At 65.5% G+C, this 21,454-nt stretch carries 22 protein-coding genes, 1 tRNA gene and 1 other RNA gene; 11 read left to right on the forward strand and 13 right to left on the reverse strand.

From position 1 onward, the window contains the following. The first annotated feature begins 2 nt into the window (after positions 1–2). Positions 3–638 (forward strand): GNAT family N-acetyltransferase, encoded by a 636-nt coding sequence (locus tag NIBR502772_RS15365; RefSeq protein WP_141140850.1) that lies wholly within the window; start codon positions 3–5, stop codon positions 636–638. Here NIBR502772_RS15365 and map read toward each other — a convergent pair. Beyond that, on the reverse strand, positions 625–1,392 hold the full coding sequence (gene map, locus NIBR502772_RS15370; RefSeq protein ID WP_141140851.1) for a type I methionyl aminopeptidase: 768 nt from the start codon (positions 1,390–1,392) through the stop codon (positions 625–627). The two genes, NIBR502772_RS15365 and map, sit on opposite strands and share 14 nt — an antisense overlap. Positions 1,393–1,532: 140 nt before the next feature. On the opposite strand from map, the gene NIBR502772_RS15375 reads away from it, so the two are divergent. Then, a complete protein-coding gene (locus NIBR502772_RS15375; protein ID WP_141140852.1) occupies positions 1,533–2,309 on the forward strand; it encodes a DNA alkylation repair protein in 777 nt (258 codons plus the stop codon). Between the two features lie 15 nt (positions 2,310–2,324). Here NIBR502772_RS15375 and mptB read toward each other — a convergent pair whose 3' ends face one another. Beyond that, positions 2,325–3,881, reverse strand: coding sequence for a polyprenol phosphomannose-dependent alpha 1,6 mannosyltransferase MptB (gene mptB / locus NIBR502772_RS15380; RefSeq protein WP_168223556.1), 1,557 nt, complete (start codon positions 3,879–3,881; stop codon positions 2,325–2,327). Positions 3,882–4,084: 203 nt separating this feature from the next. On the opposite strand from mptB, the gene orn reads away from it, so the two are divergent. From orn to def, 3 genes are all read left to right on the forward strand, one after another. Beyond that, entirely contained in the window at positions 4,085–4,675 is a 591-nt protein-coding gene (orn, locus tag NIBR502772_RS15385) for an oligoribonuclease (protein WP_056340644.1), read from the forward strand. A gap of 129 nt (positions 4,676–4,804) precedes the next feature. Then, positions 4,805–4,877 (forward strand) — tRNA-His (locus NIBR502772_RS15390). Positions 4,878–4,993: 116 nt separating this feature from the next. Further along, positions 4,994–5,566 carry a peptide deformylase gene (gene def / locus NIBR502772_RS15395; protein WP_141140853.1) on the forward strand — a complete coding sequence of 191 codons (573 nt, stop codon included), beginning with the start codon at positions 4,994–4,996 and terminating at the stop codon, positions 5,564–5,566. 9 nt (positions 5,567–5,575) lie between these two features. On the opposite strand, the gene NIBR502772_RS15400 is transcribed toward def, so the two are convergent. From NIBR502772_RS15400 to rnpB, 4 genes are all read right to left on the reverse strand, one after another. Next, positions 5,576–6,373 (reverse strand): HNH endonuclease family protein, encoded by a 798-nt coding sequence (locus NIBR502772_RS15400; RefSeq protein ID WP_141140854.1) that lies wholly within the window; start codon positions 6,371–6,373, stop codon positions 5,576–5,578. A 125-nt stretch (positions 6,374–6,498) separates the two neighbouring features. Then, a complete protein-coding gene (locus NIBR502772_RS15405; RefSeq protein WP_141140855.1) occupies positions 6,499–6,702 on the reverse strand; it encodes a hypothetical protein in 204 nt (67 codons plus the stop codon). Positions 6,703–6,788: 86 nt separating this feature from the next. Continuing rightward, positions 6,789–8,231, reverse strand: a complete 1,443-nt coding sequence (locus tag NIBR502772_RS15410) for a glyceraldehyde-3-phosphate dehydrogenase (protein WP_246848812.1) — start codon at positions 8,229–8,231, stop codon at positions 6,789–6,791. Between the two features lie 304 nt (positions 8,232–8,535). Continuing rightward, an RNA gene (rnpB, locus tag NIBR502772_RS15415) (RNase P RNA component class A) lies at positions 8,536–8,922 on the reverse strand. A 57-nt stretch (positions 8,923–8,979) separates the two neighbouring features. Between rnpB and NIBR502772_RS15420 the strand changes: the two genes are divergently transcribed. Beyond that, positions 8,980–9,744, forward strand: a complete 765-nt coding sequence (locus tag NIBR502772_RS15420) for a YaaA family protein (RefSeq protein ID WP_104060864.1) — start codon at positions 8,980–8,982, stop codon at positions 9,742–9,744. Between the two features lie 62 nt (positions 9,745–9,806). On the opposite strand, the gene NIBR502772_RS15425 is transcribed toward NIBR502772_RS15420, so the two are convergent. Next, positions 9,807–10,562, reverse strand: coding sequence for a zinc ribbon domain-containing protein (locus tag NIBR502772_RS15425; protein WP_141140857.1), 756 nt, complete (start codon positions 10,560–10,562; stop codon positions 9,807–9,809). A 173-nt stretch (positions 10,563–10,735) separates the two neighbouring features. After that, positions 10,736–11,659 carry a Nif3-like dinuclear metal center hexameric protein gene (locus NIBR502772_RS15430; protein ID WP_104060866.1) on the reverse strand — a complete coding sequence of 308 codons (924 nt, stop codon included), beginning with the start codon at positions 11,657–11,659 and terminating at the stop codon, positions 10,736–10,738. Between the two features lie 99 nt (positions 11,660–11,758). Between NIBR502772_RS15430 and msrA the strand changes: the two genes are divergently transcribed. The 3 genes from msrA (at position 11,759) to epsC (ending at position 13,908) form a co-directional block, all read left to right on the forward strand. Further along, positions 11,759–12,283 carry a peptide-methionine (S)-S-oxide reductase MsrA gene (gene msrA / locus NIBR502772_RS15435; protein WP_058932138.1) on the forward strand — a complete coding sequence of 175 codons (525 nt, stop codon included), beginning with the start codon at positions 11,759–11,761 and terminating at the stop codon, positions 12,281–12,283. Between the two features lie 65 nt (positions 12,284–12,348). Continuing rightward, on the forward strand, positions 12,349–13,284 hold the full coding sequence (gene cysK, locus NIBR502772_RS15440) for a cysteine synthase A (RefSeq protein WP_058932137.1): 936 nt from the start codon (positions 12,349–12,351) through the stop codon (positions 13,282–13,284). A 39-nt stretch (positions 13,285–13,323) separates the two neighbouring features. Continuing rightward, positions 13,324–13,908: a serine O-acetyltransferase EpsC gene (epsC, locus tag NIBR502772_RS15445; RefSeq protein WP_104060868.1), complete on the forward strand. Its 585-nt coding sequence runs from the start codon at positions 13,324–13,326 to the stop codon at positions 13,906–13,908. Positions 13,909–13,924: 16 nt separating this feature from the next. On the opposite strand, the gene NIBR502772_RS15450 is transcribed toward epsC, so the two are convergent. Then, positions 13,925–14,758 (reverse strand): oxidoreductase, encoded by an 834-nt coding sequence (locus tag NIBR502772_RS15450; protein WP_104060869.1) that lies wholly within the window; start codon positions 14,756–14,758, stop codon positions 13,925–13,927. A 124-nt stretch (positions 14,759–14,882) separates the two neighbouring features. Beyond that, on the reverse strand, positions 14,883–16,319 hold the full coding sequence (gndA, locus tag NIBR502772_RS15455) for an NADP-dependent phosphogluconate dehydrogenase (protein WP_104060870.1): 1,437 nt from the start codon (positions 16,317–16,319) through the stop codon (positions 14,883–14,885). Between the two features lie 172 nt (positions 16,320–16,491). Here gndA and NIBR502772_RS15460 point away from each other — a divergent pair, with 172 nt between their 5' ends. Further along, positions 16,492–17,220, forward strand: coding sequence for a FadR/GntR family transcriptional regulator (locus NIBR502772_RS15460; RefSeq protein WP_141140858.1), 729 nt, complete (start codon positions 16,492–16,494; stop codon positions 17,218–17,220). Positions 17,221–17,287: 67 nt separating this feature from the next. Here the strand turns inward: NIBR502772_RS15460 and NIBR502772_RS15465 are convergent, their stop codons facing one another. From NIBR502772_RS15465 to NIBR502772_RS15475, 3 genes are read right to left on the reverse strand one after another with little or no spacing between them, the layout of a single operon-like run. Continuing rightward, positions 17,288–18,391: an L-idonate 5-dehydrogenase gene (locus NIBR502772_RS15465; RefSeq protein WP_141140859.1), complete on the reverse strand. Its 1,104-nt coding sequence runs from the start codon at positions 18,389–18,391 to the stop codon at positions 17,288–17,290. After that, a complete protein-coding gene (locus NIBR502772_RS15470; protein WP_141140860.1) occupies positions 18,391–19,161 on the reverse strand; it encodes an SDR family oxidoreductase in 771 nt (256 codons plus the stop codon). Before NIBR502772_RS15470 ends, NIBR502772_RS15465 begins: the two co-directional genes overlap by 1 nt. After that, complete coding sequence (locus NIBR502772_RS15475; RefSeq protein ID WP_141140861.1) at positions 19,158–20,102, reverse strand: NAD(P)-dependent oxidoreductase; 945 nt, start codon at positions 20,100–20,102, stop codon at positions 19,158–19,160. The genes NIBR502772_RS15470 and NIBR502772_RS15475 overlap by 4 nt, the downstream gene beginning before the upstream one ends. Positions 20,103–20,175: 73 nt before the next feature. Here NIBR502772_RS15475 and NIBR502772_RS15480 point away from each other — a divergent pair, with 73 nt between their 5' ends. Then, the gene (locus NIBR502772_RS15480; protein ID WP_141140862.1) at positions 20,176–21,240 is read left to right on the forward strand and encodes a D-2-hydroxyacid dehydrogenase; all 1,065 of its coding nucleotides are present in this window, start codon (positions 20,176–20,178) and stop codon (positions 21,238–21,240) included. Positions 21,241–21,454: the final 214 nt, after the last annotated feature.

The following is a 21,454-nucleotide window of genomic DNA, read 5'->3' on the forward strand; positions in this document are numbered from 1 at the left end:
GCATGACTGACGGGCCCGTCCCCGGCCTGACGACGGCCGCGGCGCAGTGGAACGGCGTCGAGCGCTTGTTCAGCCGCCCCGGCGAACCGTCCCGCTGCTGGTGCCGGTTCTTTGCCCTCACCGGTCCGGAGTACTCCGCGCTGGGGCCGGCCGCCCGCAAGGCACAGTTGAAGGAAAAGTTCGACGGCGGCTCCCCCGCCCCCGGCGTCCTCGCTTTCGTCGACGGTCAGCCCGTGGGCTGGTGTGCCGTGGAGCCACGGACCTGTTATCCCCGAGTGCTTCGCTCCCGCATGCTTCGGCAAGCGGAGGAACCAGGGCCGCCCGATTCCGAAACAGCATCACCGGATGCGTCCGGCGGGGTGTGGTCAGTGACCTGCTTTGTGGTCGCCGCCGGCCACCGCCGTAGTGGTGTGGCAGCCGCGCTGCTGCGCGCCGCCGTCGAGCATGCCCGGCTCAATGGTGCCGACGTTGTGGAAGGCTACCCGGTGGACCGCGAGCAGCGGCCCAAAGCGGGACCCGCTGACCTTTACCACGGCACGCTGAACCTCTTCCTGCGCGCCGGGTTCACCGTGGTCAGCAGCGCCGTCCCCGGGCGGGCCGTGGTGCGCCTGAGCCTCACCGGACCTAAGGGAGCGTAAGGATCAGGGGGCCATCGGCAGTGATGGCCACTGTGTGTTCGCTGTGGGCAGCCCGGCGGCCGTTGGCGGAACGCAGCGTCCATCCGTCGTCGTCCTGGTAGTAGTCGTCCTTACGGCCCAGGATCAGCATGGGCTCGATGGCAATGACCAGCCCCTCGGTGAGCTTGATCCCCCGTCCCGGCCTGCCGTCGTTGGGCACCGGCGGTTCGGCGTGCATGGTGCGGCCGATCCCGTGGCCGCCGTGGTCAGCCAGCAGACCATAGCCCGCCCGCCGCGCGGCGCCGCCGATCGCGTAGGCAAGATCGCCCATCTTGTTGCCGATCCGGGCTGCCTCGATCCCACGGGCCAAGGCGGCATCCGTGGCATCAATGAGGGCCTGGTCCACAGGATCGGCTGTTCCCACAATGAAACTGACGGCCGCATCGCCGCACCAGCCCTCCAGGAATGCCCCGCAATCCACGCTGAGCAGGTCACCGTCCTGGAGTTTGTAACCGTCGGGGATTCCGTGGACCACGGCGTCGTTCACACTTGTGCAGATCACGCCGGGAAACGGAACTGCGGCCCAGCGCGGGTGGTAGTCCAGGAAGGCCGGTGTGGCTCCCGCCGCGGCAATCGTCTCGGCGGCCAGCGCATCGAGGTCACGCAGGGTGACACCCACTCCGGCCGCCTCACGCACCGCCGCCAGCGTATTGGCCACCACCCGCCCGGCTTCGCGCATGAGGGCAATCTGCTCGGGAGTCTTGATCATGGACATACAGGGAACCTCCGACGTCGGGTGGCACGGTTCACGGGAACGTGCAGTTTGTCTGGTCCCACTCTAGAGCCGTCCCGCTGAGGATGGACCCGCCGACATCCACGCCGCCGGCACCTCGCTACAGTTGCACCATGCACCGAATGTCGCCGAATGACGAATCGCTGGACACGGAGGCAACGGTCACGGAAGCTCCGGCCACGGAGACTCCGAACCGCGAGTTGCTGGATGCCGTGCGCGCGGCGCTGCTGGAGCGGACGGACCCGGTGCGGGCCACTGGCGCCCAGGCGTACATGAAGTCCACTCTGCCGTCACTGGGCGTCAGAGTCCCGGAAGTCAGGCGGCTGGCGCTGGCCGCTGCTTCCGTCCATCCCGTGACGTCGGCGGGCCAGTTGCGGGCAACGGTGCTGGAACTCTGGCGCGGCTCCACAGTACGCGAGGAACGCTATGCGGCCATTGACCTGACAAGCCTCCGGTTGGTGGCCCGCGACCAACTGATGCTCCCTGTCTATGAGGAGATCATCCGCACCGGCGCGTGGTGGGATTTCGTGGATGGGGTGTCGCATCGTATCGGCGGGCTTCTTCAGGCCCACCGGCCCATGATGACCGAAGTCCTGCTGGCATGGAGTACAGACCAGGACTTCTGGATCAGGCGGTCGGCCATCACCTCGCAGTTGAAGGCCAAGGCCAGCACGGATCAGGACCTGCTGCGGGCTGTCATTGAGCAGAACCTGGCGGACCCGGAGTTTTTCATCCGGAAGGCCATTGGCTGGGCGCTTCGTGAATACGCCAAAACGGACCCGGAGTGGGTACACGGTTTCGTGGTGGAAAAGGGCACGCGGTTGAGTCCGCTGTCCCGGAAGGAAGCCTTGCGGCACCTGGAACAGGGCACGACGGCGGGAATCACCGGCGCCGGATAACCGCGCCTGCGGAGACTAGATAACGGGCCGTTCAGTCACCGGTTCGGCCGACTTCCGGAAGAGCCTTTTGGTGTCTGGATCCATGAAGATCAGGTACATGGCAAAAAGCAGGCCGGTAATCGCCGCCGCGACGCGGGCCAGGACCAGGGCAAGTCCCAGGTCCTCGGTCTGGAGGTAGGGAAATACGTCCAGCTGGTCAGAAATGGCGTAGATCATGAAGAACGACACGATGAAATACAGGGCCTTGACCTGCCAGTCATTGCGGATGCCTGTCACCGCGAACAGCGGGATGAGCCACACCACGTACCAGGCCTGGATCATCGGCGCCAGCACCACGATGGCCGCAAAGCCCAGGGTGAGGCGGCGGATCAGCCGCTCATGCTCACCCCTGAAGATCTGGAAGGCGACGATGCCTACGGCAAGTAGTTTGCCGGCGTCGAACACCCAGTCGGCGAGCGTCCACCCGTCAAGGCCGAAGGCGTTCGAAACGGAAGCGACCACCAGCCCCACCAAGCCCACCGGCGCGTACCAAATGAAGAGGCTGCCAGGGGCGGACAGCCCATTGATCCAGCCGAACCCGAACCCGTTGACGAGGCTCAGGCCGTACAGAATGGCCAGGCTCAGCCCTCCGGTCAGTCCCCAGAACAAGAATTTCCGCGGCCAGCCGGCGTTCTTGCCTGCCCAGATCAGGCCGATGAACGGCAGGAAAACGATGGTGATGGGCTTGACGGCGATGGAAAGGGTGACGAGGACTATGCCCAGCACCACGCGCCTGGTGGCCGCGTAGTACAGCCCGGCAAGGGCCAACCCGATCATGAGGGCATCGTTGTGGACGCTGGCGATGAAGTTGGTGAGGAACAGGGGGTTGGCCGCGGTGAGCCACAAAGCGCGGTGCGGATTGACGCCGTGAAGCTCGGCCAGCTTGGGCACGTAGATGACACAGAGGACCACACCAAACAGCGCCACGAGCCTGAAAAGCATCACGCTGGCCTCGGGCTGGACGTTGGTGGACCAGACCACAAACTGCTCGATCCACAGAAACAGCTGGCCGTACGGCACGGGAGCTTCAGTCCACTGTTTGTCGGCGCCTAGCTGGAAATAGTTGGACAGCGCCGAGATGCCGTTCTCGTAGGGGTTGAACCCCTCCACCATCAGCCTGCCCTGACCAATGTAGGCATACACGTCGCGGCTGAAGAGCGGGACGGTGAACATCAACGGCAGGCCCCATGCTGCGATGGCCTGCAGAGTTGCCTTTCGCGCCGCCGGCCCCCATACGCGGACCCGCTGGCCGAGCCTCAGCCAGGAGCGGACCAGGAGCATGCCGCCTACCGCAACCAGCACGATGGCCAGGGCAACGCCGATGGCCTCCGTCCGCATCCAGATAAAGATCGGAACGCGGCGGAGTTCGGATACGGGGGCCAGCCAGCCGACGCCGAGGGATCCGAACACCATAAGGACCGAGCCGACAAGACCGGCAAGGATGGGGGACCTGGCGTTATCCACTTCTGCCGCAGCGGACTCCGGGATCACGCTGGCGGCCATCTCCCCCGTTGCAGGCACAGGCGCCGTCATCTCAGGATCGTCCAATCTCTTTACACTCGGCGCTTAAGTCCCGCGGGCGGCTGTGGCCGCCCGGGCCGCGCAGACACTGCACAGCGGCAAAATCCTCGCCCCATGTACCCGAAATCCTAGCATCGGACGGTTGCGCCGGAGCTAAACGGTAGGCTGGTCCGGTGCCTATATCTAACGAACGCATCGTCTGGATCGACTGCGAAATGACCGGCCTGGACATCAAGAACGACGCCCTGATCGAGGTGGCGGCGCTGGTGACGGACTCAGAGCTCAACATTCTCGGCGACGGTGTGGACGTGGTGATCAAGCCTGAGGATGCTGCCCTCGCCCAGATGAACGACTTCGTGAGGGACATGCACACCCGGTCCGGGCTGCTCAAGGAACTGCCGCACGGCAAGACCATGGCCGAGGCCGAAGCCGCCGTGATGGAATACATCGAAAAGTGGGTGCCGGACCCGCGCAAGGCACCGCTGGGCGGCAACTCCGTTGGAACAGACCGCGTCTTCCTCTCCCGCGACATGCCGGCCGTTGTGGAGCACCTGCATTACCGCGTGATCGACGTGAGCACCATTAAGGAACTCTCCCGCCGCTGGTTCGCCCGTGCCTACTTCCAGTCCCCCGCCAAGAAGGGCGGCCACCGCGCCCTGGGTGACATCCAGGATTCCATCGACGAGCTCCGCTACTACCGCGAGGCGGTTTTCGTTCCCGCTCCCGGGCCTGACAGCGCCACGGCCCGCGAAGTCGCCCAGCGCATCACTGCCTCGCCGGGCACAGCAGGTATTCCGAAAGAGTAATCTGCGCCACGTTTGGCGGAAATTTTCGCAAAAACCCCAAAAGTGGCGCAAGCACCGTCAAACAGCAGGTAAGCTATTTGAGTTGCCTTTCCAGAGCACCGGACCACCGGGAAATCTGTGGGGCACATGGTGGGCTTAGCTCAGTTGGCAGAGCGCCTGGTTGTGGTCCAGGAGGTCGCGGGTTCAACCCCCGTAGCTCACCCTCATAGGGCGGCAGTAAAGGCCGTCCATTTGGAGGCCGTACCGGATATCCGGTACGGCCTCCATTTTTTTGCATAACCGCCGGCGCCACGCCGCACGCACGAAGGGCCGCCTGACATGACAGTTCTGCCAATCACCGTCTGGGGTGAACCGGTGCTGCACCGCCGCGCCGCCGAGGTGGAGGTTTTCGACGACGAACTGCGCACCCTGATCGCGGACATGTTTGAAACCAACGAGGCGGCCAACGGCGTGGGCCTGGCGGCGCCGCAGGTCGGTGTGGGCAAAAGAATCTTTGTGTACAAGTACGCCAATGACGACGGCGCTCCGCCCACCGGGGTCCTGGTAAACCCGGTACTGACCCTGTCCAAGATCTCTGGCGCGCTGCCGGACCCCGAGGAAGAGGAAGAGGGCTGCCTCTCCTTCCCCGGCGGCGCATACCCGCTCAAGCGTGCGGAGTGGGCGCGGGTGGAAGGATTTGACGGCCATGGGCAGCCGGTGGAGTTCGAAGCGACCGGATGGTTCGCACGGGTCATCCAGCATGAATACGACCACCTCGACGGAAAACTCTACGTCAACCGGCTGATTGACCGCTATGCACGGAAGGCCATGAAACTGGCCAAGAAGAGCGGCTGGGGTGTGCCCGGCCTGACCTGGATGCCCGGCGTGGATCCGGACCCGTTCGGCCACTGAGCCCACACATTACCTCGCGGTAATGGTTGGCTGGTCCGGGCAGGAGTCCAGGACGCGCTTCATCGCATCCTTCTCCGGCTGCGTGACCCACAGTCCATAGGACGCCTTCACCGAGACCTGGCGGGCCACGTAATGGCAGCGGATGTTCTTGTTCCTCGGCAGCCAGGTGGCGGCGTCGCTTGCGCTCTTCTGCTGATTTGCAGGACCGTCCGCGGCGATGAGGTTTATCGGATCGTTGGCCAGGCTCTGGCGCTGCTGCGGGGTCAGCCCCTGTGCGCCTTTCTGCCACGCGTCACTGAGCGCCACGACGTGATCGATCTGGATTTCCTTGCTGCTTTCCGGGCCGCGCCGGAACTCCATGGCTTTGCCCGTGTACGGCTCATGGATGGACCCTGACACTACCTTGCATTTGGACCCCTCCGTGAAGCCCACAGCGGTGAGGTCCCTGCGGAGGATGTCGTTGCGGGTGTCGCAGCCGTTCCGGTCCACGTCCAGCCAGGCCTGCCCGAAGGCCTCCCGCTGGTAATTGTCTTTGGGAGCCCGTCCCTTGACGGAAAGCCGCTCGAGGGCGGTCAGGGCACTCCCCTGCGGTACAGCGTGCACCGGGATCACGGGCTTCATCCAGGTCCCGTCGAAAACAGGCGCCTCGCGGGGGCCGGCGATTGCCGGTTCTGCCGCAGCGAACTGGCCCGCGGTGAAAAACCACCCCGCAGAGCCCACTGCAGACACGGCCAGCACCGCCAGCAGAGCCCAGGCCTGCCTCGAACGGCGGCGGGCACGGCGGTAGGCACGCCAGCTGACGGTCATGGGCAACCGGCTCTTCCGGAAATGTAATGCACCAGAAGAGCCTAGGCCACCCCACTGACACCCCTGCGGTTATCCACAGTGGGGAGGACGAGTGGCCCGGATGATCCGCCTACTGCTATGGCCGGCTACTGCTCCCGGACTACACGGCGCAGGTCTTCTTCGGCAAGCTGGAGGAGCCCTTCGAGCTGGCGCACACGGTCGTCGCCGACGTCGCCGGAAGCCCGGGACGCGCGGGCCTGCTCCAGGAGCCTGATGGCTTCTTTGTGGTTGGCCTTGGCGACGTCGAGGGCGTGTTCAAGAGTGGTCTCGTGGAGAGTTTCGTTATCCATGCCACCAGTGTGGTCCCGATTCCCGGCTGATTCCAGCGAATCAGCCGGGAATGTCGGGTGGCCGGCCCGCAGACGGCCTAGACGGCCTAGACGGCGATTGCGGCCAAGGCCGCTGCGGCTTCCTTGGCGGGGAACGCCGGCGGGTTGACGCCGGCCATCTCTTCCATAACCCGGACTACCTGGCAGCTGTAGCCGAACTCGTTGTCGTACCAGACGTAAAGAATCAGGTTTTTCTCGTTGGAGATCGTGGCAAGGCCGTCAACGATGCCGGCACGGCGCGAGCCGACGAAGTCCGTGGAAACAACCTCGGGCGAATCGATGTAGTCGATCTGCTTGCGCAGGTCCGAATGCAGGGACATCTGACGCAGATAATCATTCACCTCATCCTTGGTGGTGCCGTTTTCCAGGCTGAGGTTCAGGATGGCCAGCGAGACGTCCGGGGTGGGGACGCGAATGGAGCTGCCGGTGAGCTTGCCCTGAAGTTCGGGCAGTGCCTTCGCCACGGCAGTGGCCGCTCCGGTTTCGGTGATGACCATGTTCAGCGCGGCGGAGCGGCCGCGGCGGTCGCCCTTGTGGAAGTTGTCGATCAGGTTCTGGTCGTTGGTGAAGGAGTGAACGGTCTCCACGTGGCCGTGGATCACGCCGAACTTGTCGTTGATAGCCTTCAGGACCGGGGTAATGGCGTTGGTGGTGCAGGACGCCGCGGACACGATCTGGTCCGTGTCCTCGATGGTGCCGTGGTTAATGCCGTGCACGATGTTCTTCAGCGCGCCCTTGCCCGGGGCAGTCAGGAGAACGCGGGCAACGCCCTTGCTCTGCAGGTGCTGGGACAGGCCCTCAGCGTCGCGCCAGCGGCCCGTGTTGTCCACCACCAGGGCGTTGTGGATGCCGTACGCGGTGTAGTCGATCGTGGCGGGGTTGTCCGAGTAGATGACCTGGACCTGCACACCGTTCGCGGTGATGGTGTTGGCGTCCTCGTCAACGCGGATGGTTCCCTCGAAGGAGCCGTGGACCGAGTCGCGGCGCAGAAGGCTGGCGCGCTTGGTGAGGTCCTTGTCCGAGCCGCGGCGCACCACGATGGCGCGCAGGCGCAGGCCGTGGCCGCCGCCAGCCTTTTCGATGAGAAGGCGCGCCAGCAGGCGGCCGATCCGGCCAAAGCCGTACAGCACAACGTCGGTGCTGGTGCGGTCATCGCCACCACGCTTGCCAACTACCGCGGCAAGCTCGGCGCGGAGGAACTCCTCCAGGGTGGCGCCGTCGCCTTCTGCCTTGAACTTTTCCGCGAGGCGGGCGACGTCGATGGCCGCCGCACCCAGCTCCAGCTGGGCCAGGATGTTCAGCAGCGGTGCGGTCTCTTCGAGCAGGAGCTCGGTGTTGCTCATGCGGCGGGCGAAACGGTGCGCCTTGAGGATGTTCATGGTGGACTTGTTGATCAGGCTGCGGCCGTGAATGCTGGTCACCACGTTGTTCTCGCGGTACAGCCGGCCAATCACCGGAATCATGGCCTCGGCGAGAGCCTCCCGGCCCATCCACGTATCAAGACAAGAATCTGACGTCTGGCTCACAGAACTACCTTCCTCGGTTCAGCCGCATACGTCGTCGTACGCGGTTGGCGGCCACCTGATGTTGTCCAGGGGCTCTGGCACCGGCAGGATGCGGTCCATCCCGGGTGCCGTGGAGAAGCGTAAAGAAAAGCCACCGGCTGCGAACGCAGACCCGGCGGCAGAACTTCTACGTTCGCTCTCTATTCTAGGCTGGAGCGACACCGCGGACCGCCGCAACCGGCGTGAAATCACTCACATACGGGGCGCGTCGGTGCCCGGCGGGTGGTGTTGGATGGGTTGACCGATACGCCGGGTTCTGTGCTCCCGTGCCGTTACCAGCGCGGGAGTAGCGGCCATCCATCTACGGACGCCGTTGCCGACGCCCTCCAGCGGCCTACCCGGACACTCGGGCGGGCAGCCCTCAAACGTGTCCTGTCTGGCCTTGCTCCGGGTGGGGTTTACCTAGCCTTCCCGGTCACCCGGGAAGCTGGTGGTCTCTTACACCACCGTTTCACCCTTACCTGCTGAGCTTCCGTTGCCGGAAGACGCAGGCGGTCTGTTCTCTGTGGCACTGGCCTGCGGGTTACCCCGAGTGGGCGTTACCCACCACCCTGCCCTGCGGAGCCCGGACGTTCCTCGAGCCACTTCCGTGACGCGCGGCCGCCTGGTCAACCCATCCGCAGCCCAGTCTACCGCCGGTAGAGGGCACCGCCGTCGCCGGTAGGATCGTACGGTGCTGATTCTGCTTCCCCCCTCCGAGGGCAAGACCCCCGCAGTCCGCGGGTCCGCCGTCGACTGGCCGTCACTAAGCTTTCCGGAACTCAACACCTACCGGGCCAAAGTCCTGGAGGCGCTGGGGACGGTGAGTGCGCATGAGGATGCCCTCGCGCTGTTGGGCGTCGGCGCATCGCTGCAGGACGACGTCGAACGCAACACCCGGCTCCACGCCGAACCGGCGGCCCCTGCGCACCAGATCTATTCGGGCGTTCTGTACGACGCGCTCGGCTACAAAACGCTGACCCCGGCGCAGCGCCGGAAGGCCGATGGTTCGGTGCTCGTGATCTCGGCCCTGTGGGGTGCCATCCGCTTCGCCGACCGTGTGCCCGCCTACCGGCTGTCGATGGGAACGGCACTGCCCGACGTCGGCCGGCTCGCCTCGTTCTGGAAGCCGCAGCTTTCGGAAGCCCTCGCGGAGTCGGTGTCCGGGCATCTGCTCGTGGACTGCCGCTCCAGCACGTATGCCGTGGCATGGGCACCGCCGCCGGCTCAGACGGTGGCCGTCAACGTGTTCACCGAGGTCAACGGGGTGCGCAAGGTGGTCAGCCACTTCGCGAAACACACGCGCGGCGAGCTGGCACGGCACCTGCTGGCCCGCCGCGGCAACGCCCCGCAGACCCCGGTACAGCTGCTGAAGGCCGCGCGCGAGAAATGGGACGCGGAGTTGGTTGACGGTTCAGCGCGGAAGCCTCACGCCCTGAACATCATCCTTCCCAACTAGGTCGCAGCAGATGTCGGTATGGGCGCGCCCACAACGACATCTGCTGCGACCTACATGGGCTGCTAGGCAGTTGGGGCGGGGGTGTTCCACTCTGCGGAACGCACCAGGATGGCGCCGGAGTCCGGGCAGAACACGATGTCGTCGTCGGAGGCGGCCTTGATTTCGGCGAGGTCCCCAGGACTCAGTTTCATTCCTGAGGCCTCGGAGGTTCCGTGGAACAACCGTGCGGCGCCCACTCCACGCTTAGCGAGCGTCTTTTCGTAAATTGCCAGCATCCCGGCGTCGAGTCCTGCAGCGAATTCGGCACGCTTGCCGCGGACAACAGCGGCTTCGGCGGCCACCTCGGCCAGGGCCTCATCGAGTTCGGCGCGGATGCCGCCGAACGATCCCTGGACGTTGTCCACGATGAGCTGCTGGGCCGCCTGCCGTTCGCGCAAGGAATCCAGGCGTTCCAGGACTTCCAGCTCCACGTCCTCAAGGTCGGAGCGGCGCCTGTTGAGGGAGGCGATGTCCTTCTGCAGCGCCACGAGGTCCTTGGACAGCCCCGTGCCGCTGTTGAGCCGGGCTTCGTCGCGTGCGATGCGGGAGGCGACCTGTTCGACGTCGGCCTCGGCACGCTTCAGCTCGGCTTCGGCGTCATGGACGGCCATCTTGGCGGAGCCGAGTTCACCGTTGGCGACGGACAATGCTGATTGCAGGTCCTCGATCCGAGGATCGGTTTCCAGGGCGCGACGGCGGTTGGAGAGGGACTTGAGCTTTGCGTCCAGCCCCTGCAGTTCGAGCAACTTCAACTGTTCCGCCGGTGCTGCCTTGGCCACTATTTACCTCCGCTAAATCCAATCCGGCCGAAGCCGGGCACCGTATCGGCGCTGTATAGACTCTAGACGATATGAAGTGAGGGGTGCAGGTTCCGCCCGTCCGGGTCGGCCATTATCGCCGGGCGTGCTCCCCAGGCTCGCTCGGGTCACCCGGGGACCCCCGCACGCCAGGCTTAGCCCGGAGTCAGAATGAAGTCCCACGGATCGCTGTTGGTGGTGCTTACCTGGATCTCGACGTCATGGCCCTGATCGGCGAGCACATTGCCCAGTGCCGACGCCGCGGCGGGCAGCCAGAGCCATTCGCTGGCGAAGTGCGAAACGTCAATCAGGTACGGCCGGCCGTTCACTGCCGCTTCCCGGGCTTCGGACGCCGGATGGTGCCGGAGGTCGGCGGTGACGTAGACGTCGGCGTTGTTGGCCCGCACCTCGTTGAACAGGGAATCCCCCGCCCCGCCGCAAACCGCAATGCGCCGCACCAGCCCATCCTTATCCCCGGACACGCGGACTCCCCCGGCCACCGACGGCAGGATGCCGAACACCCTGGCCGCGAAGTCGCCCAGGCTCATCACGTCCGCCAGATCACCCACGCGTCCGATGCCTTCCTCGGGCAGGCCGTTCGCGGCAACCGTCAGCGGGACAACGCCCTCCAGTCCCAGCGCATCAGCCAGGACGTCGGAAACGCCCCCGACGGCGGAATCACCGTTGGTGTGGACGGTCAGGAGTGCGGTGCCGGACTCGATGAGACGGTGGATGGCCTGCCCTTTGGCAGTAGTGGCGGCCACCGACGTGACGCCTTTGAGGAGCAAGGGGTGGTGCGTGATCAGGAGCTCGGCACCCCATTCCACCGCTTCCTCGATCACCGTAAGCGTGGGATCAACGGCGAACATCACCCGGGTCACGGGCGCTGAAGGGTGGCCGGCCACGAGCCCTACTTCGTCCCAGTTTTCGGCGAGTGACTCGGGCCAGAGTTCCTCTACCGCCAGCAGCACCTGGCCCAGCGTGGGAGCAGCCGGACCAGCCGCCGCAGCGTCCTCCCCAGTAAGGGTGCCGTCGTCGTGCTTGCCCGCATCTGTAACGCCGGTGTCTGCAGATTCCATAGTCTCAGTTTTACCCCATCCGGCCGTTTGCCCGGCATCATTCAAAGTCTCGTAGGGTGGTCAGGGAATCATCCGGCGCGCTCAACCATTGAAGAGGTCATGAAAACTTTTGTTCTTGGCGGGGGCTGCTTCTGGTGCCTTGATGCTGTCTACCAGAAAACCAAGGGGGTCTCCTCGGTGATTTCCGGCTACACGGGCGGCCATGACCCCCGGCCGGACTACTACTCCGTCTGCGGCGGGACCACGGGCCACGCTGAGGTCGTGGCCGTCACTTTCGACGAATCCGTCATCCCGGCCGAGGTCATCCTGGACATGTTCTTCGCGCTGCACGATCCCACCACGCTCAACCGCCAGGGCTACGACGTGGGCACGCAGTACCGCTCGTCCATGTTCTATGAGACCACCGAGGAGAAGATTCTCTTCGAGGAAGCCATCGAACGGAACCAGGCTCTGTGGTCGCACCCGATTGTGACCGAGGTCAGCCGGCTGCCACGGTTCCATGTGGCGGAGGACGTCCACCAGGACTATTACGCCAAGTATCCCGAGCAGGGCTACTGCCAGGTGATCATCAATCCGAAGCTCGCGAAGGCCAGGAAATATTACTCTGCATGGCTTAATGCTTAGCAGCGGCCACTCAGCCATCGTTAGGCTGACCTCAGCATTCACTCTTGAGAGATAGGCATATCTACATGGCACGGATCTATGACGATGTAACGCAGTTGGTCGGCGGCACTCCGCTGGTCCGCCTGAACCGGCTCACCGAGGGCCTGGGCGCCACTGTGGCCGTCAAGCTGGAGTTCTACAACCCGGCCAACAGCGTCAAGGACCGCATCGGCGTGGCCATCGTTGACGCCGCCGAGAAGTCCGGCGCCCTCAAGCCCGGCGGCACCATCGTTGAAGGCACCTCCGGCAACACCGGCATCGCCCTGGCCATGGTGGGTGCTGCCCGCGGCTACAAGGTCATCCTGACCATGCCCGAGACCATGTCCACCGAGCGCCGCGTTATGCTGCGGGCGTTCGGTGCCGAGATTGTGCTGACCCCGGGTTCCGAGGGCATGCGCGGCGCCGTGGAAAAGGCCCAGGAAATCGTGGCCAACACGGAGAACTCCATCTGGGCCCAGCAGTTCGCCAACGAGGCCAACCCTGAGATCCACCGCACCACCACCGCCGAGGAAATCTGGTCCGACACCGACGGCAAGGTGGACATCTTCGTCGCCGGAATCGGCACCGGCGGAACCGTCACCGGCGTCGGCCAGGTCCTGAAGGAACGCAATCCTGACGTCCAGATTGTGGCCATCGAGCCGAAGGACTCCGCCATCCTGAACGGCGGCGCTCCCGGGCCGCACAAGATCCAGGGCATCGGTGCGAACTTCATCCCGGAAATCCTGGACACCAACGTCTACGACGAAGTACTGGACGCCACCCTGGAGGATTCCGTCCGCGTCGCCCGTGAACTCGGCGTCAAGGAAGGCATCCTCGGCGGCATCTCCTCCGGCGCCATCGTCTGGGGTGCCCTGGAACTGGCCAAGCGTCCGGAGAATGCCGGCAAGCTGATCGTGGCGGTTGTCTGCGACTTCGGTGAGCGTTACATCTCCACCGTGCTCTATGACGACATCCGCGGCTGATCAGCCCGTTGTCGCCCCGTTTCCTGTAGAAAGAACTTTGTGGGCTTTTTCGCAAGACTGAAGGAAGACCTCGACGCCGCCCGGTCACACGACCCGGCGGCTCGAGGTTCTTTTGAGAATTTTTTCGCCTATTCGGGGCTGCACGCCATCTGGATCCACCGGCTGACGCACCGCATGTGGCAGAACCCGGGGCTGCGGTTCCCGGCGCGGCTGGTGTCGCAGCTGGGCCGCTTCCTGACCGGAATCGAGATCCATCCCGGCGCCACGATCGGCCGACGCTTCTTTATCGACCACGGCATGGGTGTGGTCATCGGCGAGACCGCCGAAATCGGCGAAGACGTGATGATCTACCACGGTGTCACGTTGGGCGGCCGCTCCCTGGCCAAGGTCAAGCGCCACCCCACCATTGAGGACCGGGTCACCATCGGTGCCGGAGCCAAAATCCTGGGACCCATCACCATCGGCCGGGACAGCGCCGTGGGCGCCAACGCCGTGGTGGTCAAGGACGCGCCGCCGGAATCGATTGTCACCGGCGTGCCCGCCAAGTGGCGCCACCGCGATGCCCAGCGCGAAACCAAACCCGCAGTGGATCCGGCCGAGTACGACATCGAATACCGGATCTGACCCGTTACTGCAGCCTCTACCCCGCAACGCGCTTCAGGACTGCCATGACCACCGCGTCATAGAACCGGTCCGGCAGGACGCGCCGCAGGCCCAGAATGGCTGCCGCTCCCCTGCCCACCGGATACCGGGTCCGGGGACGCGCAGCCGTGGCCGCGTGCAGTACAGCCGCAGCAATCACGGCCGGCTGCGTTGACGTCTCAGGCCTGTCCGTGGACGCCAGGACATTCGCCATATGCGTTGCCTGGGCAGCGTACGGCCCCTCGCCGCTGCTGGCCAGCAGCCCGTCAGCGGAAATCCGGCCCCATTCGCTGAGCGTACTTGCCGGTTCAATGATGGCTACGTCGATGCCGTGCGGCTTGAGTTCCAGCCGCAGCGCATCGCTCATGCCCTCCACGGCGAACTTCGTGGCGTGGTACCAGGCACCGAGGGGCTCGTAGAATTTTCCGCCGATGGACGAGATGTTGATGATCCTGCCCCGGCCCGCACTCCGCATGGCCGGCAGGACCAGCTGCGTCATCCTGGCAAGGCCAAAGACATTCACCTCAAATTGGCGCCGGCCTTCGGCCAGGTCCACCAGTTCCAGCGCCCCGTAGGACCCGTAGCCGGCGTTGTTGACCAGAACGTCAATCCGCCCGCGTTCTTCCAGGACACGGCCGACGGCGGCACGCATCGAGTCGTCGTCCGTCACGTCCAGTGCCAGGACTTGGACGCCAAGCGCTTTCAGCGGCTCCATCCTGTCCACACGGCGGGCGCCGGCGTAGACGATGAAGCCATGGCTGCTGAGCTTCTTCGCTGCCTCGAAGCCGATACCCGTGGAGGCTCCCGTAACAAATGCGACTGGCTTGGGCATTCTGACTCCTTGGATGGACGGACACCGCGGCTGCTGCCGGAAACGCCAACGGCCGGCAGCTCCCAGAATATCCGGGAAGTGCCGGCCGCAGGGTTTGCAGCTTGATGCAATCAGAGCATGGGGATTAGTGCGTGTCCACTGCTTCGATTTCGGACTTGTCCTCGCCCCACAGGGTGTGGAACGTGCCCTCAGCGTCGACGCGGCCGTAGGTGTGCGCGCCGAAGAGGTCACGCTGGCCCTGGATCACTGCGGCCGGCAGCCGCTTGCGGCGCAGGCCGTCGTAGTAGGCCAGTGAAGAGGAGAAGACCGGCACGGGGATGCCGAGCTGGACGGCGGTGGAGACCACGCGGCGCCATGCCGGCAGGACCTCGGCGATGGCCTTGGTGAACGCCGGGGCGAACAGCAGGTTGGCCGGCTTGTCTTCGGCGGCGTAGGCGTTGGTGATTTCCTTGAGCAGCTCTGCACGGATGATGCAGCCGCCGCGCCACAACGAAGCGATCTCGTCCAGCTTGAGGTCCCAGCCGTATTCCTTGGCTGCTGAGGTCAGCATGTCCAGGCCCTGGGCGTAGGAAACCAGCTTGGACGCGTACAGCGCCTGGCGGACGTCCTCAACAAAGGTGTCCGGAACGTCGACGGCGATTTCCTCACCGGCGAGCAGTTCCTGGGCGATCTTGCGCTGCTCGGACTGCGATGACAGGGCGCGGGCGAAGACCGACTCGGCGATGCCCGACGTCGGGGAACCAAGCTCCAGCGCCGAAATGACCGTCCAGCGTCCGGTGCCCTTCTGGCCTGCGGCATCCACCACAACATCGACAAACGGCTTGCCGGTGCGGGTGTCAACGTGGCCCAGGACCTCGGCGGAGATTTCGATCAGGAAGGAGGCGAGTTCGCCCTTGTTCCACTCTTCGAAGATCTTGGCCTGGTCAGCGGGTTCGATGCCGGCGCCGGAGCGGAGGAGGTCGAAGGCTTCGCCGATGACCTGCATGTCGGCGTATTCGATGCCGTTGTGGACCATCTTGACGAAGTGGCCGGCCCCGTCGGTGCCGATCCAGGCGCAGCAGGGCTTGCCGTCGACGTGCGCGGAGATCTTTTCGAGCAGCGGGCCGAGGGCGTCATAGGACTCCTTGGAACCACCGGGCATGATGGACGGGCCGTTCAGGGCACCTTCCTCACCGCCGGAGACGCCAATGCCGACGAAGTGCAGGTCCTTCTTCGCCAGCGCGGCTTCGCGACGGCGGGTGTCCTCGTAGTGGGAGTTTCCGGCGTCGATGATGATGTCGCCGGCCTCCAGCAGGGGTTCAAGCTGCTCGATGACGGAGTCAACCGGCTTGCCGGCCTTGACCATGATCAGGACGCGGCGGGGCTTCTCCAGCGAGTCAACAAGTTCCTGCAGCGTTTCGGTGCGGACGAAGTCGCCGTCCGTGCCGTGCTTTTCGAGCAGCGCGTCAGTCTTTTCGACGGACCTGTTGTGCAAGGCAACGGTGAAGCCGTTGCGGGCCAGGTTGCGGGCCAGGTTGGCGCCCATCACCGCAAGGCCGGTGACACCGATGTGTGCAGACATCAAAACTCCAATTTCGTTGTGCAATGGATGTGCAGATGGCTCCGCGTTCGCTGCGAAGCACGCTGTCACGAACCGATGGATCCTAATAAAGCATATATATTCAATCGGCGTGAGGGAAGCGGTGCCCACTTTGTGGAACGGGCCCAGTCAATCCCAGTTTAGGCTTGAGTCCATGTCGACCAGCCTGCACCACCGTGCCATCGAGAACCTAGGCACCCGGATCATCACGGGCGAGCTGCCCACCGGACACATCATGCTGGCCGAGCACCTTGAGGAAGAACTGCAGGTTTCGCGTTCCGTGGTCCGCGAGGCCGTGCGGGTCCTTCAGTCCCTGGGCCTCGTGGAAACCACCAAGCGGGTGGGGATCCGGGTGCTGCCGCCGAGCCGCTGGAACCCCTTCGATGCCCAGGTCATCCGCTGGCGGCTGTCCAGCGACGCCCGCGGCGCCCAGCTGCGGTCACTGATCGAACTGCGCTCCGCCGTCGAGCCCGCCGCGGCCGAGCTGGCCGCGAACAACGCACCGGCGCAGCTCCGGCGTGAACTGGTGGACATTGCCCATGCCCTGCGCGACGCCGGCCACGCGGGGGACTCGCAGAAGTTCCTGGAGCTGGACATCGCTTTTCACTCCGTCCTGCTTTCCGGATCGGGCAACGAAATGTTCGCCAACCTGATGGGTCAGGTGGCGGAGACCCTGACGGGGCGCACGGTTCACGGACTAATGCCGGACCACCCCCACGAGGGGGCGCTGCAGTGGCACGTCGATCTCGCCGAAGCGGTTGCCGCCGGAGACGCCGCCACGGCCCGGGCCGCTTCTGAACAGATCATGCGCCGCACAACCTCCCGGCTGTCCGGAACGTGGACGGACCAGCCCCGGGTGTTCCTTCCCGTCCGCCGGGCTTAAGCGCGAACGGACACTTAGGCCCCCTTGAGCGGGGGCCTCAAGTGTCCGTTCGCGCTCAATCACTCAGCTATTCCGGTTGGAGGTTGAGGAGTACTTTTCCTGATGCGGCGGAGTTCCTGGCGGTTTCGAAGGCTTCCAGTCCTTGGCTGAGGGGGTATTCATGGGTGATGACGGGGCCGATGTTCAGGGTGCGGTCGGCGAGGGCGGTGATGACGTCGTCGATCTCGTTGTTGAAACGGAAGGACCCGCGCAGGTCCAGTTCCCGGGTGATGGCCAGGGAGATCAGGACCGGCTGCGGTCCGGTGGGCAGCAGCCCGACCATGACCACGGTCCCGCCGCGCCCCGCGCCCTGAATGGCCGAGGCCAGGCCGTGGTGGCTGCCCGAGGACTCGATGACCACGTCCGCCTGCACGGCGGCGATCGCGTCCGTGTCGCCGGCCTGCAGGGTCTGATCCGCGCCGACGGCGGCGGCGATCTCCAACGGTTTGGCATGGACATCGACGGCGGTGATCCGGGCCGCGCCGGCACGTTTGAGGACCGCGACGGCCAGGGCGCCGATCGGGCCGCAGCCGATCACCAGCACGCTCTTGCCGGCCACGTCCCCGGCACGGGCGATGGCGTGCCAGGCCACGGCCGCGGGTTCGATCAGTGCCGCGGTCCGCAGATCCACCCCGGCCGGGAGCGCCCGCAGCATCCTCGCGGGCAGGTTCACGTACCGGGCGAACGCGCCGTCGGTGTGCGGGAACCGTGCCGCGCTGCCCAGGTACGTGCAGCCCGGGGAGAGGTTGGGCCGGTCCGCCGGCCACCGCACCTCCCCCGCACCGGGTCCCGGGGTGGCGGGGTGGACCGCGACCGGGGTGCCCGCGGCCGGGCCGGTCCCGTCCGTCGCGGCCGCCACCACGGTCCCGGAAATCTCATGCCCCAGCACCAGCGGCGCCCTCAGGATGGATTCGCCCGCCGCCCCGTGCAGCCAGTAATGCAGGTCCGACCCGCAGATCCCGCCGTACGCAACCTCCACCACGGCCTGGTCCGCGGCCGGTGCACCCAGCGGGACCTCCTCGATCCGCAGGTCCCCGGCCGCATGCGCCACCACCGCCAAACCCGACACCGGCAATCCCGGCGCAGGCAGAGCTGTTGCTTCGGTCCCCTGAGCCACTGCTGGAGCGCCCATCAGACCACCACCGTCATTCCGCCGTCGATAAAGATCGTCTGCCCGTTCACAAAATCCGACCCGTCCGAAGCCAGCCACACCGCCGGGCCGGCCAGGTCCTGGACCGTGCCCCACCGGTGCGCCGGGGTCCGGCCCAGGATCCAGGCATTGAACTGCTCATCGTCCACCAGGTTCTGCGTCATCTCGGTATGGATGTAGCCCGGGGCGATCCCGTTGATCTGCAGCCCGGAGCCCGCCCACTCCGCCGTCATCGCCCGGGTCAGGTTCCGCAGCCCGCCCTTCGCCGCCACATACGGGGCGATCGTGGGCCGGGCCAGGTCCGTCTGCACCGAACAGATATTGATGATCTTGCCCCTGCCCCGCGGGATCATATGCCGCGCGGCCTCCCGCCCCACCAGGAACGCGCTCGTCAGATCCGTCCTGATCACCCGCTCCCAATCCGCGACATCGAGCTCCAGCATCGGCACCCGGTGCTGGATCCCGGCATTGTTCACCAGGATCTGCAACGGCCCCACATGCTCCTCCACCCACGAAACACCCCGGGCAGCCTCGGCATCACTGGTGACATCAAACGCGACACCATGGACCCGCCCGGGGGCGAAGTCCGCGGCCATCGCCGCCTCCGCAGCCTTCAACCGCTCCGCGTTCATCCCGTTCAGCACCACCGTCGCCCCGGCCTCCGCCAACGCCCGCGCCAACGCGTTGCCAATCCCCCGGCTCGAACCCGTCACCAAGGCAACCCGCCCCGTCAAATCAAAAAGTCCACTCATGGTGCAGCTGTCCCTTTCGTTGCGGCTTCCACTGGTTCCGCGATATTGGTGTTGTCGCTCAGATTCGAAATGGCCTGGCGGACCACGGCAAGGTCCTGATCGCCAAGGCCCTGCCGCTTCAGTTCGGCGTAAAGCTCCACGGCGGCCGACGCCATCGGCACGGCAGCGCCGGCCGCCCGGGCTGATTCGAGCACAAAGGACAGGTCCTTATGCATAAACTTCGCCGGGCCTGTTGGTGTGTAGTCCTTCCGGACCAGACGCGGTCCCACATTCTCCAGAACACGGCTGCCGGCAAGGCCACCGGCGAGGACGTCGAACAGCGCCGCCGGATCCATCCCGGAGCGCTCGGCGAGCTCGGCCGCTTCGGCGAGCGCCGCCGTCGTGGTTCCTACAATGAGCTGGTTGCAGGCCTTGGCGAGCGATCCTGCGCCCAGCGGGCCCATGCGCCTGACAGTGGTTCCCATCGCGCTGAAGAAAGGCTCGAGCCGCCGGAAGTCGTCCGCGGTGCCGCCGGCCATGATGGCCAGGGTGCCGTCGGTCGCGCCCTTGGTCCCGCCGCTGACCGGTGCATCCACCGCTGTGGCGCGGCCATGGCTTGCCTCGCGGACCCGCCGTCCGAAGTCCTGGACCTTCGCGGGTGAGACGGAGCTTGTGACCACCACCGTAGTGCCGTCCTGCGGCGGATTTTCATCCCAGCTCGCCAGCAGCCCCGCCGAGGCCTCCTCGATGAAGGACAGGTCCGGGAGCATAAAAGCGATGATTGGCAGGTCCCGCAGGGATGCAACGTCGGGCGCGGAGTGGCCACCCTGCGCCACGAATTCCTGGAGGGGAGCTTCGGATCTGTTCCAGGCGGTGACCGCCCAGCCGGCGCGGACCAGATTCGCTGCCATGGGCAGCCCCATCAGCCCCAGGCCTACAAAGCCCGCTGTTCTGTCTTCCATATCTAGGCCTCGACTCACATCGTTGTGTGGTTAATGAAGGGAAATCTGTCCAATATCCTAGCCGCTATTCAGTATGATGAACACTATGACGACTCTAACCACCGTCGCGATCGCCGTCCCGCTCGAAGCAGAGCTGGTGGACCGCATCCGCGCCGTAGACCCCTCCGTAACTGTCCTCTATGAGCCGGACCTGCTTCCGCCCGAGCGTTTTCCGGCCGACCACTCCGGGGACCCGGACTTCAAACGCACTCCCGCGCAGGAGGAGCAGTACTGGGCCATGCTCAACAAGGCGCAGGTCCTGTACGGCCTGCCCAATGAGAGCCCCGCAGGCCTGGCCCGCATCGCGCGCGAGAATCCACGGCTCCAGTGGGTCCACGCCATGGCCGCCGGCGCCGGCGGCGCCGTCAAGGCATCCGGGCTGGACCAGGAAACCCTCCTCAAATTCAAGGTGACCACCTCCGCCGGCGTCCACGCCCTGCCGCTGGCAGAATTCGCTGCGCTGGGAATCCTCAACGGCTTCAAGCGCAGCGCCGAGCTGGCCCAGGACCAGGCGGCCAAGGTGTGGCCCGAGCTTCGGACCCCCACGCGCCTGGTCAACGGTTCCACGCTGGTAGTGACCGGCCTGGGCGAAATCGGTCTGGAGACCGCCCGGATCGCCCGCGCCCTGGGCATGACGGTCAGCGGCACCAAGCGGAATGTTGAGCCGATCGAAGGAATCGAGCAGGTTGCCGGCAACGACGGACTGCCCGGGCTGCTCGCCTCGGCGGACGCCGTCGTCAATACGCTGCCCGGCACGCCGTACACGGAGAAGCTCTTCAACCGTGCGGTGTTTGCCGCGATGAAGCCGGGAACGGTGTTTGTGAACGTGGGCCGCGGCACCGTGGTGGACGAGGACGCCCTGCTGGAGGCCCTGGACAACGGCCAGGTCTCCTACGCCTGCCTTGATGTCTTTGCCGTGGAACCGCTCCCCCAGGACAGCCCGCTGTGGAACCACCCCAGGGTCATGGTGTCGCCGCATACGTCGGCGCTCAGTGCCGCGGAGAACCGCCTGATCGCGGAGCGCTTCTGCAGCAACCTGCGCACGTTCCTCGACGGCGGCGACCTCCCCCACCTGGTGGACCCGGTCCACTTCTACTAAGACGCAGGCCCCGGCCCGCACCACAGAGCCCCTGCCGCGGATCCTGGAAACAGGAATCCGCAGCAGGGGCTCTTTTGTGTCCAGCAGTTGTGTCCGCGTGCTGTCGGCGTGCTGGCGGCGGCCAGATAGTTACATATTTGCTGAGCAGCGGCGCCCAACTAATGAGCGGCACGGAAATAGGCGGCCTCCCTATCAAGGGGAGGCCGCCTATTGC

The organism is Pseudarthrobacter sp. NIBRBAC000502772, assembly GCF_006517235.1.
In the GTDB taxonomy this organism is placed as follows: Bacteria; Actinomycetota; Actinomycetes; order Actinomycetales; family Micrococcaceae; genus Arthrobacter.